Genomic DNA, 13,303 nt, shown 5'->3' with positions numbered 1-13,303 from the left:
GGGCACCTGCCGATATTACCTGAATCCGGAGTCAATCGCTCCACAGTGATCTTCACCACGGGTATCGCTATACTGTATTTATATACAGCATTGAGAGCCAAAAACCATGTTTGCAGTTCCCGACCTCGACGCCCCGGCGTTGGAAATCCCGTTGTTCCTCTCTCCTGCCGCCTGTGGCTTCCCGTCGCCCGCCCAGGACTATGTGGAACAGACCATCGACCTGAACCAGCTATGCATAGCGCACCCGGCCGCGACTTATTACGTTCGGGCAGCCGGGGACAGCATGGTAGAGCACGGGATCCACGATGGTGACATGCTGGTCGTAGACCGCAGCAGCAAGCCAGTGCATGGCAGTGTGGTTGTTGCGGCCGTAGATGGCGAGTTCACTGTGAAGCAGCTCCAGCTCAGCCCCTCAGTCTGCCTCTTACCAGGGAACCCGGCCTATCGCCCCATCCACTTCAGTGACGGGCAGCACTTGGAGATCTTCGGTGTGGTTACCTTCGTCATCCACAAGATGCCCGCGCCATGAACAAGAGCTGCGCCGTGGCTCTGGTCGATGTGAACAACTTCTACGCCTCCTGCGAGCGGCTGTTCCGGCCTGATTTGAAGGGGCGGCCCATCGTCGTGCTCTCCAACAACGACGGCTGCGTGGTGGCCCGTTCGGCGGAGGCCAAGGCGCTCGGCATCAAGATGGGCGTGCCCTACTTCCAGATCCGCCAGTTCTTCGAGGCCATGGGCGGGGTATGGTTCAGCTCCAACTACGCCCTCTATGGCGACATGTCGAACCGGGTGATGACCATTCTGGAGGGGATGGCCCCGGCGGTGGAGGTCTACAGCATCGACGAGGCTTTCATCGAACTGAGCGAGTCCTGGGCGGGCGACCTGGTGACCTATGGCCGCCAGATTCGCGAGCGGGTGCAGCAGTGGACCGGGCTGACCGTAGGGGTCGGCATTGGCCCCACCAAGACGCTCGCGAAATTGGCGAACTACGCCGCCAAGAAATGGCCGGCCACCGGCGGGGTGGTGGATCTGCGGGATGAAGCGCGGCGCGCCCGGCTTATGGCGATCACCCCGGTGGACGAGATATGGGGCATTGGCAGGCGGCTCACCGCCAAGCTGGAGGCCCAGGGCATCAAGACGGTGGCCGACCTGGTTGCCGCTGACCCGAAGAGCCTCCGCCGCCGGTATGGCGTAGTCGTAGAGCGCACTGTGCAGGAGTTGCGGGGGATCCCCTGCGCCGAGCTGGAACAGGAGGCGCAGGCCAAGCAGCAGATCATCTGCAGCCGGAGCTTCGGAGAGCGCATCACCCAGATCGGCCCCATGCACCAGGCGCTGGCCGGCTACATGGAGCGGGCCGCCGAGAAGCTCCGGGCAGAAGGGATGTGCTGCCGCCATGTGACGCTGTTCATTCGTACCAGCCCGTTCAGCGACCGGGAGCCCTATTACGGCAACCAGGTGAGCACCAAGCTGGCGATGCCCACCAATGACACCCGGGCACTGCTGGCCCTGATCCCCCAACTACTCTCCCGCATCTGGCGCGACGAACAGCGGTACCAGAAGGGCGGCGTCATGCTGGCCGGCTTCACCCCGGTCGGCATGCAGCAGGGCGACCTGTTCGCAGCGGAGCAGCAATCACCCCGCAGCGAGGCGCTGATGCAGGTGATTGACAGGATTAATCAGGGGCGAATGGGGAAGGTCTTCTTCGCGGCCCGAGGCCGGGATACCCGGGAGTGGATGATGAAACGGGAGCAGCTCAGCCCCCGCTATACAACAAGTTTCTGCGAACTTCTCGCAGTTAAAACATAACTCATGGCCGGATAGTGAAAGCGCTTAATGCTACTTGCATAAATCCATCTTCTGGGCATAAGATTCCATCACGCACAATGTGCCGCACAATGTGCGCGGCAGGGGCAATTTTACAGAGGCATGGGAAAATGAACCAAAATGAAGAATTAATGAGGCAGCAACGACTTTCTTCACTGATCCACTGCTACTTCGGCAATGACAATGATTTCGTTGTTGATGCAATTACTGAAATGACTGGCCAAAAAGTAACTGTTCGAAGCATACAAGCATGGCTAATTTCACCAAGCAAGGTGAGCTATCGCCGAGTACCGGATTGGGCTTTAAATGGACTTGAAGAGTACGTTCAGCAACCAGGAAAAGCCGAAGAGCTGAAGGAGTACAAAGAACGGTTGCACGCTCGAAGATTACAGAAATATGACCCAGTTACCGAAATGAGAATGAACAAAGCCGTTGATTGTGCAACTCGTGAAATTGAGTTAACTGCACATGAACAGCAGAAATGGATTGATTCATTTGGCAAATCACACGGGATCATGCTATATGAGCGATTCAACAAACTGGAAAAAGACTTTTCGTCTCTATCAGTAGCATTCGGCTCGGTTCTACGAGCCATTGATCAAAGCGATGATATGAGTCAGCTGAAGGCGCTAATAGATGAATCGTTCAGATCGGCTGCCCTCTCAAATTCATTCGTCAGAGAGGCACGAGAAGATATCGAGCGAGGCGTCAAAGAATTCAGCAATACCGAGGGTCTGCCAACCTGAGCCTTAAATCCCAAGGGTTGATAACGTTAGTTTAGGATTATAGAGAAGGGGGCAATAAAGCCCCCTTTAGTCACGCTGCCCGCATCTCCCGCACCTGCCGGTCCATGACCTTGGCCAGATCTGACGCCTGGTGGATCACCTCATCAACCAACCGTTCGACACTCTGGCGCATCTCCTGGCCGAACCGGCGCGACACCAACTCAGCATCGGGCACTACTCGCCCGGTGCCATGGCACTTCGGGCACTCGTCCCCCCGGCGTGGCCGCAATCCGGTTCCCCTGCAGTGAGGGCAGCGCCCTGACTGCATCATCTCGGCCACACAGTGGTCATTGGCCAGAGACAGGATCCCGTTTCGCTCATCCAGAAGGCGCTGGTATTCGTGATCATTCCCCGCGCGGTGCGCCCGCTTGGCCTTTTCCATCACCACGGCCGCCCGGCGGCGCTCCTTGTCATAATGCGGGTGGGACAGCACCAGGCGCTCCAACTGCTCAGGCAAAGGGCGGCGCAGCAGGATAGCCATGGCCATACCGCCGGCATCGCTGCTGCCAAGAGTGGTGCAGAAGTGGGCCAGCAGCCCCTGAATCGCCCCCTTATCACTTAGGTGATCGGCCATCAGGAACTGGAGCCCCTGGGGGTTGTTCTTTGCAGCAACCTGCAGGGCGCCGATAAACTCGTCCCGGCCCAGAGCATTGAACTGCCTGCCGGCGGCGGGCTCATGGAGCGCCCCCTTCGGCGAGAATAGGCGCAGAGCCATTTCGATAGCATGGGTCATGGTTTGGTCCTCTGGTCTGGGTCCTGATTGAAGGCGGCGAGCAGCCAAGCGCGCAACTGGCCGGATTTGATGTGTTCCGGGGTAACTTCCAGCACGGTCCACCCGAGCAAGGTGGCCTCGTTCATCTTGGCCCGGTCCTCTACGAACCCCCTCCCCCGGGTGTGCCGGCCACCGGAGTGGATCCCGCCGTGGACCTCAAGGGCGACCATGCGGGTGGGCCAGGCGTAGTCGAAGCGCCATTTGCGCTTGGGGTGAAACAACAGCTCGGTGGCGGGGTCAGGAAGGCCGACCAGCTGGGTCAGCACCTTGTCGTGCAGGGACATGATCTGCTGGGCCTTGCGCACCTGGTTGGCTGCGGTCCTGACCTTCGGGCTGCTACCCAGTAACCGGGCCGCATCGAGGGCGGTGAGGTGGATCATGCAGCCCTCCCGATGGTGTTCTTGCGCAGTTCGGTGACTTCACTGGCCACCTGCTCCAGCAGGGTCTCCTCGCTACCGTGCTCTTGTTGCCAGGAACGCGGGGCGGCGTGGAACCCTGTGGGATAGCAGGCGCGGTGGTGCCGGGGGCAAAGCGGTAGCACCCGGGTGTGCTCGGCGCGCTGGGCCATGCCAGACCCAGAGCGTACATGGTGAATTTCCGCGAGACTTGGCCCCAGGCCTGCATTCCGGCAGGCAATGCAGCCAAGCGAGCTCACATCGTCCAACCACTGCTTATCAGCCTTGGTCTTGCTCATGCTGCTGCCCTCCCGTAGGCCGCCACCCAGTCGAAGCCGCGGCGGGATTCATCCCCGAACTTCACGCCCTGTTCAGCGCCAAAAGCCTGGGCCAGCTCGATGAGGTCGCGCATCTCGCGCACGGTCATCTTGGAGGTAGACTTGCCCAGCACTACGAAGCCGTTGCCGTCGATATTCGGCACAACGTCCTGCTGGTACAGTGCAGCGCTGAGCACATGCTTCCAGTCCTCCTTGGCGAGCTTGCGGCCGTGCCAGACAACCTGCTCGGCGATGTCGGTGAGGCATGCCCAGAGCATTGAGTTCTGGGCCAGGGAGCGGGTCATCTCTTTGATTTCGATGACCAGCGGCTTGTCCTGGTCAACCGGCAGGTCAGCGACCAACTGGCAAGCACGGGACCGGATTTCAGGGCTACGGAGGAAATATTTGGGATAGGAGCTCATGCCGCATCTGTCCCTGTCAGTACAAGGGACAGCTGTGCTCGCGCCTTGAGCTGGGCTTGTTCTATACCCAGTGCTCGTTTCTCGATACGTCGCTGGGCAAGCCCTTGTCCATGGAAAGAACCTTTGGAGACAGATAGAGCCTCCCGCCGAGCAAAGTCGTGCAGGAGATGCTGCAGATCTCGATTCTCGTGGAGTTGTTCCATCATCCAGTTGAACGCACGGATGTAGAGCAGTTTGAACTGGGCAGCCTTTTTGCCAGTAAATCCCATGACCAAGAACACCATGCCGTCTTTCGAGATCAGGTACTCGGGTCTGGAATCGCCATTTTTATCAATGAAATCAGTCAGCTCATAATTGAGCGCAGTAAATTCCTCGTCACATTCGAGCAAACGGATAGCTCGCAGTACGTTGCGATGCTCCTTCTCAAACAGTTCAGCAATTTGACGAGAGGTAGTGAACACCTCCCCTTCCTGGGCGCTCACCAATTTCTGGAACAGTTCGATCTGCTCGGGAGTGTACTGAGGGGCGATAGGCTTGATGCTGCGGATACTGCCGCAGCCGCGAGGGCATGCCGCAGATAGATCTCGGGTATGTGCTCTGGTCATGGTCTGGGTCCTTTGGTTACTCTGAGCCGGGTGGTCTAGGTCCAGCATTGGCAATGGTACCCACTGTTGAGAATTTCTGTCACGTACCAGAAACGATCGGTGGCTCAACAGACTTAACAGTACAAAATATGTACCCCCCAAAAGAAATTGTGACAATCTCCTGAATAATCACAAATTCATCTCCACAATGGGTACCATATGAGTTATGTTTTTAACATTTAACACGCGAGGGAGCATCATCAAAAGATATTCATTCATTGTTAATAGCGACGACTTGATGAAATAAGAAAACCACTCGTATTGAATAGTGATGAAAGATGTTTATTTAAAGGGGGCTATGTGGCCAAGAAAGCTAGATTTTATGAGCTGTCGTGTAAAACCGCTTATGAGAATTTCGTTCTGTTGATACCTGCACCAAATAGTGAAGCAGCCAATAGTTTTGTTAGGTCAGAAACAGTAAATGTTATCAACGTTAAACATTTGGGCTGGTATGACATATGGATAGCTCCAGGAGAATACTCGAGCAATCCCGATAGTCCATGCAATGACTTAGCAATATTTGGAGTTAACATTAATGGATGCGAGTATACTTATACTTCAAATGACAATTGCTGGGTGTATCTGAACGCCCAATTCCAGAGTCGCGTAAGCAATTTCATTAATGACTTTTATGATAATAGTGATTACTAATCAAGGAAAAATGAAGTGACACATGTGAATTATTTCCCTGAAGAGGAATATTGGTGCACTGATTGTGACAATAAATATGAACGCGAAGAAATTAAAATAACGTGGAGCTGTCCAGCCTGCAACCAAAGCATTCATATTCATGCCAGAGAAACAATTGATGGCAATGAAGGGGTTTTTATAAGAAAAAAAGCCTCTGACATAATTGTCGGTGATAAAGTCAGACCCGACCACATGCTTATTGACGAATGTTATTATGTCCTGGGTATAACGCAATTAACCGGTAAAAAGAGTGGCAAGCTAGGTATTGGGTTAAAGAGTTATACGAGAATCGATGTTGAGCCAAGTAAATGGATTTCGTGCCGGATAGATGAGTAGATTTTTTATATGAGCGATGGAAGGGCCCTCAAGGCCTTTTCCATCAATGAATCAAGTAGATTGAACCAACCTGCCGAATCACTGGCGTCACCAACAAGTCCCTGCTGATTGCCAGCCACATCAGGCCCTGGAGTGAGAGCAATAACGCTGAACGCCTGGATGGCCACAACGGCTTACTGCTCTCCCCTCACATCGACAAGCTGTTCGACCGTGGCTGGATAACCTTCACTGACGCCGGCGACCTGCTGTGTGCTGAGCCCAGCATCGAGCAGGCGCTGCAGCAGTGGGGCGTTGAGCTACCCCTGAACGTCGCCCCCTTTGAACCCAAGCAAGCCCGATACCTCGCCTATCACCGTGACGAGATTTTCAGGGCTGAGCCGGTTCTTTCCGCTTAACACGACCCTCAGGAGCAGGGCTCCATCCCTGCTCTGCTAACTTCCTCAGCAGCCCCCCTCCACGAATCTGTGGTCCCCTCTCAAATCCCCCTTCTTTTCGCTCAACAATCGGCATCGTTTGAGATACGATTTCCGCACGGTGCCCAAGCTCCATGCAAGGCCTACCCATTACAAGGAACGGTCATCAGATCACAGGTCAAAAACAGCAATCTGGGAGCTGGAACTTAGGGGCGGTAGCATAGTTCTTTATATGATGTTCGAATTTTTAGAGCATTCGAAAGGGCAAACACCCTAACAGTCACATGAGATTTGTTTAGACCATATTAAATCTCATTATTTACCTTGTGAGGATATTTCACATCCTTAATAATCGAGTTAAATTACCTTCATTGTTTAGTACATATTTATTTAACCTTATAGATAGTAGCTGGAAAATAAAATGAGCACCAAAGAATACACTATCAATATAGACCCAAGGATACTTGAGCTACTCGGCCCCAACTTATACACAAACATTTATTATGTTTTAGCTGAGTTAATAGCTAATGCTTATGATGCAAATGCAAAAAACGTATATATAATTTCCGATAGTTCCTCAATCATTGTCGAAGATGATGGCAATGGTATGTCTTATGATGTTGGTGTAAAAAACTTTCTTAGTGTAGCCCAAGAAAGCAGAACCAATGAAGAAAACTCTTATGTCACTGGCAGTAATAAAACAAGAAAAAAAATGGGAAGAAAAGGCGTGGGTAAACTAGCCGCCTTATCTGTTTCAGAAAATGTAAAGATTAAAACAATTAAAGATGGCGATAAGTCAGGATTTATTCTATCCAGATATGTAGGTGCAGATCACAAACTCGAACCGATTCAAGAAAGTGATATAAATTTTTACAATATAAAAGATCATGGAACATCTATCGTAATGGATGCACCGCAGTATAAGTTCCATAAAACCTTGAAGGCGGCAAAGAATAATCTACTGAAAATATTTCCACTCATAAATGAAAACTTCAAAATACATATTCAGATTGGTAAAAACAAAACGGTCATTGATTCATTTGAAAAAGAAATTATCCAAGAGTTGGGTGCTTTAATTACTCTCGGTGATAATTTTTCATACCTTCATGATTTTTTAGATATTCAATTGAACATTGACAATAAAGAAGAGTATGAAAATAAACTTAAGATAAAAAAACCTTCATACATTGAACGCATAAAACTAGAAGATAAACTAGGAAAGATACGAGATTATAACCTTGAGATAAAGGGCTGGATCGGCGCCTATAGATCATCAAGAGGGAAGAAAAAAGATAAAACTGATTTTCCTGACAATTTCATATCTATAATATCCAATGGTAAACTGGGTGAATTTAACATTCTTCCTCTAGTCGGTAAAAATGCGCTTAATGAAGTTTATGTGGTTGGACAACTTCACATAGATCTTTTTGAGGAAACATCTCTTCCAGATATGGCACTTAGTAACAGGCAGGGTTACAAAAGTGACGATTTGAGATATGACAAAGCGACTAAATATATAAGGGATGAGTTACTACCTGCCATTATTTCGTTACGGGCAAGATATGCGTCATATAAAAAGAGCATAGCAGAGGAAGAAAAGAACAGAAAAAATAAAGAACGAGAAGCTATATTTAAAGAGAAAATAGAGGGATTCAAATCAAAGGCCTCAGAAGAAGCTGCCCAAGAAATATCCGATACAATTGGCGGGGACAGTCAGCAAATACAGCACCTTGTGAAAACAGCAATTAACAAGACTCTTCCTGATCTTGGAATTAAAAGGACCATAGATGAACACAAAAAGAAATTACTCTTAAGTCACAGTTCTAAAAACAAACCAATATGCGACCTTATTTATGATTTGCTTATTTACACTGGGATACCCGCAGAAGTCATAATATATACATCATCAGATAATGAAGACTCAAGAATACCTCAGAAACAACCAATTTATGACTATTTAAGAGACTTCTTCGTGAACAGTTATTCTGATGAGAAAATGTATGTCATTTATGTTACGAGCCAAGAAATGTCACAAAGTTGGGCCGCAGTCTCGGAAGTAGGGGCTGGCTGGATAACCCAAAACCAACACGATATATTTAACATCAGTGGTTTCACCCCGTCTAGGCCTTTAGATGTCGAATCAGCCTGGGCAAACATAAACCTAGATGATGGTGATGTAGTTCTTAGCAAGATGGAGGCCGATATAATTGCAGGAAAGCTAATTTATGCTTGCCGCAGATTATCATATAAGCCCAAAAATAAAGCAGATATATTAAGGGAGATGGATAGAAGATTAACTATTGAATAATTTGGTATCTATTGGGCCAAATTTATTTGGCCCTAAAAAACCTATTTTGAAATAATCCCCAATGATTGAGCATGCAGGATTATTGACTTCCCTATGATTTCACCCAATCTTACTGGCACTGCATTTCCTATCATCTTTGCAAGTGGTGCCAAGTCGTGCTTTGCATCTTTAGGCAGAAACTCATAACTTTCAGGAAAAGACTGAAGCAGCGCAGCCTCCCTTAGGCTTATACCTCGATTTTGTTCTGGATGTCCAAAGCGGCCATTGCCGAAGCCAGTACATTGAGTGGTCATTGTAGGGCTAACTTTATCCCACTCCATTCTACCATACACAGAAATATACGTTTTCCCGGATACCTTTTTATGGCAATCAGCTCTTAGGTTCTCTGGCCAATCTAACCATGTGCCACCGGGCTTTGAACTTTTTATCCGAAGATGATTTATATCAGATAAGCCTGAAGCTTTGTGTAGCGGGTCATTATCATGCTGCTCACCAGCAATTATTGGTGGGAGAAACGCAATTGCATCCCTCACTGTAATATAATTTCCTTTAGTGTGCGTTGGGGCGATTAGTCTTATTGGCCCCAATCGTGAGGCGACAAGCACTAGTCGCTTTCTTGACTGGGCCATGCCATAATCTGGGCAGAAAACCACTTTATAGTCAATATAATAACCAGCATCACTTAATATCTTAATGAAATCATGGAAAATACTCTTAGCTTTCATGCCGGGAACATTTTCCATTGTCACGTAATCAGGTAAAACCTGTCTTACCAGTTCCCCAAAATGACCAAGAAGTTCTGAACGCTCATCGTCTTGAGGGTTTTTCTTTCTAGAATATGTAGAAAATGGTTGGCACGGAGCACAGCCTGCGAGCAGAGATATATCAGCTCCAGCAAAGTGAGCTGCAAGTTCACTGGCCGTCAATTCGGTCACACTCTTATTAATGAAGTTAGCATGATTGTTATATTCATAGGCATGTCGGCAAAATTCAACAATGTCATACCCAGCAACAACATCAATACCTGCACGCTGCAAGCCATGCGTGAGACCTCCAGCGCCACAGAATAGGTCAACAGCTTTAATCAACTCAAAGTTCTCCAATTTTATACGGAGCCATTATACCAGCATCTTTCATGATATTGATGTCTTTTTAGAGTGGAGTTCCATCTATAGATCACAACACTGTCACACCTTGTCGGGCTTTCTCAGCCAACACCTTCCGCAGCTCAGCCTTGACTTCCTCTGCCGGCACACTGCGATCCCGCAGGTACACCCTCACTTCCGCCTCCATCTCACATACTCGCAGAGACACCTGGCGGCCAACTGGTGCGGCGCAGGGGGCGGGATTATTCCGCAAAATGGTGCCCCTCACCTCTGCCGGCCGCGGCGCGAACTGCCGATCAGCATCTTCCCCAAGCTGCAGCACTGCCTCGCGGATCTGCTGCGCATTGAATCCCCTGAGCATGCTCCCCCAGGCCAGCGCCACGCCGCGGGCATTGCTGTCCAACTGGTTGGCACTGGCTGGCCAAAGTCCAGCCATTAGCGGCAGCAACTCCTCGGCGAGGAATACCGACATGCGGGCGCTTACCTGCAGCACCTCCCCTGTTGCGCTCAGGGCCGTCGCCTCGTCAGAGCGGAGTGCTGTCGTCATAGCCCCCCCTCCCCGACTCCCTGAGTGCCTTAGCGGCCTGCTGGGCCGCCTGTAGGTTTTCCAGTGGCTTGCGCTGCGCAGTGGTACGGAACGAGCTGGCAGCCCGGCGTATCCAGTTGCGCCAGGTCTTCTCCCAGTCCAACTTGACCGCCTTGGCGCCGGGCAGCGCCTGCCAGTAATCCGCGAACGTGGCTGCCTCCAGCAGGATCCGCTCCCTGGGGAGCCCTGTCTCCTGGAGAGCCCACCTCCCCCACTCGCCAGGCAGCACCCAGTCACTCGGCAAACGGGTACCTCGTCGTGGCGGCCCACTGTCTGGGCGTTTGTCCCCCTGGGGGGATACAGGGGGGATCTTTGGTTCAATGACTGGATCTAAAGAGTGACTGATTCTATGTGCAGCTCCTGCACCACCCCCTAGTGCAGCTCCTGCACTACCCTGGTGAATCTCCTGCACCTCTGGATGTGCAGCTCCTGCACTATCCAATGTCAGCACATAGACGTTCGATCTCTTCCCTTGAGGCCCTACCCGAGATTCCTTAGTCAGGAGCCCCGCGTCACATAGCGCATCGATATGATTAATCACTGAGCGCCGGGAGATCTCACACTGATCTGCAATGTGTTGGTACGACGGCCAGCATTCGCCAGTATCGCTGGCGTTGTCCGCCAGCTTGATCAGCACCAACTTCCGAAGTGGATTACCCACCTTGATGCTCATGGCCTTGGCCATCAGTAACATACTCATGCCGCCACCTCCTGTGCATCTGCGCACATCTCTGGCAGGTTGGCGCGAACCAGGGAGGCAGCCAGTGGCGGGCACACGGCATTGCCGCAGCGGGCCACCTGTGCTGTTTTGGTGAACTTCTTGCCGGTGGCGTCGTGGTCGATCACGTAGTCGGCCGGGAACCCCTGGGCGGCGAACAGCTCATGGGGTTCGAGCATCCGCATGCCGATATCGACGATCTGGTAATCCTCGCCACGCACGGTGACCAGACCGAAGCGGTCCCTGGTGGTGACGGTATGCAGTGGCTCGGAGCAGGGGATGGCCGAATCTGTCCCGTAATACTTGAGCAGGAAGGCCCGAACCTCACCGATATGCAGCCCGCCGGCGGTAACGGTGGGCATGGGTTCGGTTACTGGCTGGCCGTGCTGGCAGGTGCCGCGCAGTTTTACCAGGTGGCTGGTCACCAGAGCATTGTGGTCAACGGTGGTAGCGGTCGGTAGCGGCTGGGTCAGCTCGGCACCCACGACGCCTGTGTAATGCTTGGCTAGGAAGGCGGTGACCAACTGGCTCTTGTCGGCCTTGGCCATGACAGTCCCCAAGGGGTCTTCCACTGACTGGCCGACAGAGTTGCCGAACTGGCGAGCGATAAATTGAGCAGATAAATTGCCGTTATAGCTCCAGCTATCGTCCGGGCAAGCAGACTCTACCTGGGTTAAAGTTGCCGGCTTCCTGTTGATGCCCTCCCCACAGTCACAGCCAAGTTCATGTTTGTCCTGATATATGTTGTGGCAAACGCCACACTCAAACCACGTATCTGCAAATTGTTGCAACTCCAGCGATACCAGGGCGAAGTGCCCTCCTTTAACCTCGGCGCAGATGGTACGCAGCGGCTCATCCGCAGGCATGTTGCGCTGATGACTGGCGTTGGCATGCTCAGTGATGAAGGGGGCAAGTTGTGGTTGCACCAGAGCAAACCCTGGGGCAGCGGTGACTGTCTGTAGAGGCTCATGGAGCCCTTGACCACGGAAAGCATCGTAGACAGTGCGGTTGCTGGTGTGATTGCACTTCACGATGAACGGCTCGGCGGCGTCGATGACGAACCGCTCCACCCCCTTGGCAATCCGGCGCATCGTAGCCTCGGCCAGTGGCCGCTTAACGTTGAGCCCCTGGGCTTTGGCTTCTTCCTTGGTGAGGAAGATGCTGGGGCAAGGAATTGACCAATCGATGATGTAAGCAGCGGTCCGCCACGGCAGCAGCTTCCCGGACTTCACCTCAGCACTGGCGGGGTCGCCATGGGTCGGTTTGGGCCACACGATGGGGGCGCCATCACGGCGTGCAATCAGAAACAGGCGCTTGCGGATGGTGGGGGTGCCGTAGTCGCAGGCACGCAGCTCCCGCCACTCCACCTTGTAGCCCTGGCGGCGCAGGGCGTTGATGAAGCTGTTGAAGGTGCGGCCCTTTTTTGCAGGGTCAGGGCGAGCGTTGCCCTCCGAGTCGATCAGCAGCGGGCCCCAGGTCTGAAACTCCTCGACGTTCTCCAGCATGATCACCCGGGGGCGTACTGTGGCGGCCCAGCGCAGAGTGACCCACGCCAAGCCCCGGATCTTCTTGCTGACCGGGGTCGAGCCCTTGGCCTTGGAGAAGTGCTTGCAGTCAGGTGACAGCCAGACCAGCCCCACAGGGCGACCAGCAACGACATCGCGCGGCACGATATCCCACACCGACTCGCAATAGTGCTCGGTGTCAGGGTGGTTGACGGTGTGCATAGAGATTGCATCCGGGTCGTGGTTGATGGCGATCTCCGGGCTACGGCCCAGCGCCATTTCGATCCCAGTAGATGCCCCGCCGCCACCCGCGAAGTTGTCCACGACGATTTCGTCGAACAGGTTGAAGGTGTGGCGGCAGATTGAGGCGACTTGTGACTTACGCATGAAGCACCTCCTGCTCGGTGTAGGCACAGGCCGGGCACTCAAATACGTGGTCATCGGTACTGGATCGCAGTTCACTGCCGCATCGCGGGCAGTGG

General features: G+C 52.4%; 15 protein-coding genes and 1 pseudogene. 6 read left to right on the top strand and 10 right to left on the bottom strand.

The features are described 5' to 3' along the window. Positions 1-106: 106 nt before the first annotated feature. The 3 genes from umuD (at position 107) to AB5Y47_RS04900 (ending at position 2,570) form a co-directional block, all read left to right on the top strand. Positions 107-529: a translesion error-prone DNA polymerase V autoproteolytic subunit gene (gene umuD / locus AB5Y47_RS04910; protein ID WP_042880557.1), complete on the top strand. Its 423-nt coding sequence runs from the start codon at positions 107-109 to the stop codon at positions 527-529. Beyond that, positions 526-1,806, top strand: coding sequence for a translesion error-prone DNA polymerase V subunit UmuC (gene umuC, locus AB5Y47_RS04905; protein ID WP_368219933.1), 1,281 nt, complete (start codon positions 526-528; stop codon positions 1,804-1,806). The genes umuD and umuC overlap by 4 nt, the downstream gene beginning before the upstream one ends. A 128-nt stretch (positions 1,807-1,934) precedes the next feature. Then, positions 1,935-2,570 carry a hypothetical protein gene (locus tag AB5Y47_RS04900; protein WP_368219932.1) on the top strand — a complete coding sequence of 212 codons (636 nt, stop codon included), beginning with the start codon at positions 1,935-1,937 and terminating at the stop codon, positions 2,568-2,570. 70 nt (positions 2,571-2,640) lie between these two features. Here AB5Y47_RS04900 and AB5Y47_RS04895 read toward each other — a convergent pair whose 3' ends face one another. The 5 genes from AB5Y47_RS04895 to AB5Y47_RS04875 are packed head-to-tail and all read right to left on the bottom strand — an operon-like array spanning position 2,641 to position 5,120. Continuing rightward, positions 2,641-3,342 carry a TIGR02642 family protein gene (locus tag AB5Y47_RS04895; protein WP_368219930.1) on the bottom strand — a complete coding sequence of 234 codons (702 nt, stop codon included), beginning with the start codon at positions 3,340-3,342 and terminating at the stop codon, positions 2,641-2,643. Further along, a complete protein-coding gene (locus tag AB5Y47_RS04890; protein WP_368219929.1) occupies positions 3,339-3,761 on the bottom strand; it encodes a hypothetical protein in 423 nt (140 codons plus the stop codon). Before AB5Y47_RS04890 ends, AB5Y47_RS04895 begins: the two co-directional genes overlap by 4 nt. Beyond that, positions 3,758-4,075, bottom strand: a complete 318-nt coding sequence (locus tag AB5Y47_RS04885) for a Ref family recombination enhancement nuclease (RefSeq protein ID WP_368219928.1) — start codon at positions 4,073-4,075, stop codon at positions 3,758-3,760. Before AB5Y47_RS04885 ends, AB5Y47_RS04890 begins: the two co-directional genes overlap by 4 nt. Then, positions 4,072-4,515, bottom strand: coding sequence for a recombination protein NinB (locus tag AB5Y47_RS04880; RefSeq protein WP_201891230.1), 444 nt, complete (start codon positions 4,513-4,515; stop codon positions 4,072-4,074). The genes AB5Y47_RS04885 and AB5Y47_RS04880 overlap by 4 nt, the downstream gene beginning before the upstream one ends. Beyond that, positions 4,512-5,120, bottom strand: a complete 609-nt coding sequence (locus tag AB5Y47_RS04875) for a Rha family transcriptional regulator (protein WP_368219927.1) — start codon at positions 5,118-5,120, stop codon at positions 4,512-4,514. Before AB5Y47_RS04875 ends, AB5Y47_RS04880 begins: the two co-directional genes overlap by 4 nt. A 705-nt stretch (positions 5,121-5,825) precedes the next feature. Between AB5Y47_RS04875 and AB5Y47_RS04870 the strand changes: the two genes are divergently transcribed. The 3 genes from AB5Y47_RS04870 (at position 5,826) to AB5Y47_RS04860 (ending at position 8,906) form a co-directional block, all read left to right on the top strand. Beyond that, a complete protein-coding gene (locus AB5Y47_RS04870) occupies positions 5,826-6,185 on the top strand; it encodes a hypothetical protein (RefSeq protein WP_368219926.1) in 360 nt (119 codons plus the stop codon). Between the two features lie 59 nt (positions 6,186-6,244). Further along, positions 6,245-6,580 carry an HNH endonuclease gene (locus AB5Y47_RS04865; RefSeq protein WP_368219989.1) on the top strand — a complete coding sequence of 112 codons (336 nt, stop codon included), beginning with the start codon at positions 6,245-6,247 and terminating at the stop codon, positions 6,578-6,580. Between the two features lie 439 nt (positions 6,581-7,019). Then, a complete protein-coding gene (locus tag AB5Y47_RS04860) occupies positions 7,020-8,906 on the top strand; it encodes an ATP-binding protein (RefSeq protein WP_368219925.1) in 1,887 nt (628 codons plus the stop codon). Between the two features lie 41 nt (positions 8,907-8,947). Here AB5Y47_RS04860 and AB5Y47_RS04855 read toward each other — a convergent pair whose 3' ends face one another. The 5 genes and pseudogenes from AB5Y47_RS04855 to AB5Y47_RS04835 form a co-directional block, all read right to left on the bottom strand. Beyond that, positions 8,948-9,994 (bottom strand): DNA cytosine methyltransferase, encoded by a 1,047-nt coding sequence (locus AB5Y47_RS04855; RefSeq protein ID WP_368219923.1) that lies wholly within the window; start codon positions 9,992-9,994, stop codon positions 8,948-8,950. 88 nt (positions 9,995-10,082) lie between these two features. Further along, complete coding sequence (locus AB5Y47_RS04850; RefSeq protein WP_368219922.1) at positions 10,083-10,559, bottom strand: hypothetical protein; 477 nt, start codon at positions 10,557-10,559, stop codon at positions 10,083-10,085. After that, positions 10,537-10,842, bottom strand: a complete 306-nt coding sequence (locus AB5Y47_RS04845) for a hypothetical protein (protein ID WP_368219991.1) — start codon at positions 10,840-10,842, stop codon at positions 10,537-10,539. Before AB5Y47_RS04845 ends, AB5Y47_RS04850 begins: the two co-directional genes overlap by 23 nt. A gap of 267 nt (positions 10,843-11,109) precedes the next feature. Then, positions 11,110-11,271: pseudogene (locus AB5Y47_RS04840) on the bottom strand (helix-turn-helix domain-containing protein); the annotation flags it as partial. Positions 11,272-11,294: 23 nt separating this feature from the next. Next, positions 11,295-13,208, bottom strand: a complete 1,914-nt coding sequence (locus AB5Y47_RS04835; protein WP_368219921.1) for a DNA cytosine methyltransferase — start codon at positions 13,206-13,208, stop codon at positions 11,295-11,297. Positions 13,209-13,303 lie beyond the last annotated feature (95 nt).

The organism is Aeromonas sp. R7-2, assembly GCF_040908105.1.
Lineage (GTDB): Bacteria > Pseudomonadota > Gammaproteobacteria > Enterobacterales > Aeromonadaceae > Aeromonas > Aeromonas caviae.
The sequence above is the reverse complement of the archived record's forward strand: the minus strand, read 5'-3'. Positions and strand labels throughout refer to the sequence as shown.

What these genes read in the sequence shown, in the direction of transcription:
- umuD (WP_042880557.1), top strand. Translation starts at nt 107, where the DNA reads ATGTTTGCAGTTCCCGACCTCGACGCCCCGGCGTTGGAAATCCCGTTG.
- umuC (WP_368219933.1), top strand. Translation starts at nt 526, where the DNA reads ATGAACAAGAGCTGCGCCGTGGCTCTGGTCGATGTGAACAACTTCTAC.
- AB5Y47_RS04900 (WP_368219932.1), top strand. Translation starts at nt 1,935, where the DNA reads ATGAACCAAAATGAAGAATTAATGAGGCAGCAACGACTTTCTTCACTG.
- AB5Y47_RS04895 (WP_368219930.1), bottom strand. Translation starts at nt 3,342, where the DNA reads ATGACCCATGCTATCGAAATGGCTCTGCGCCTATTCTCGCCGAAGGGG.
- AB5Y47_RS04890 (WP_368219929.1), bottom strand. Translation starts at nt 3,761, where the DNA reads ATGATCCACCTCACCGCCCTCGATGCGGCCCGGTTACTGGGTAGCAGC.
- AB5Y47_RS04885 (WP_368219928.1), bottom strand. Translation starts at nt 4,075, where the DNA reads ATGAGCAAGACCAAGGCTGATAAGCAGTGGTTGGACGATGTGAGCTCG.
- AB5Y47_RS04880 (WP_201891230.1), bottom strand. Translation starts at nt 4,515, where the DNA reads ATGAGCTCCTATCCCAAATATTTCCTCCGTAGCCCTGAAATCCGGTCC.
- AB5Y47_RS04875 (WP_368219927.1), bottom strand. Translation starts at nt 5,120, where the DNA reads ATGACCAGAGCACATACCCGAGATCTATCTGCGGCATGCCCTCGCGGC.
- AB5Y47_RS04860 (WP_368219925.1), top strand. Translation starts at nt 7,020, where the DNA reads ATGAGCACCAAAGAATACACTATCAATATAGACCCAAGGATACTTGAG.
- AB5Y47_RS04850 (WP_368219922.1), bottom strand. Translation starts at nt 10,559, where the DNA reads ATGACGACAGCACTCCGCTCTGACGAGGCGACGGCCCTGAGCGCAACA.
- AB5Y47_RS04835 (WP_368219921.1), bottom strand. Translation starts at nt 13,208, where the DNA reads ATGCGTAAGTCACAAGTCGCCTCAATCTGCCGCCACACCTTCAACCTG.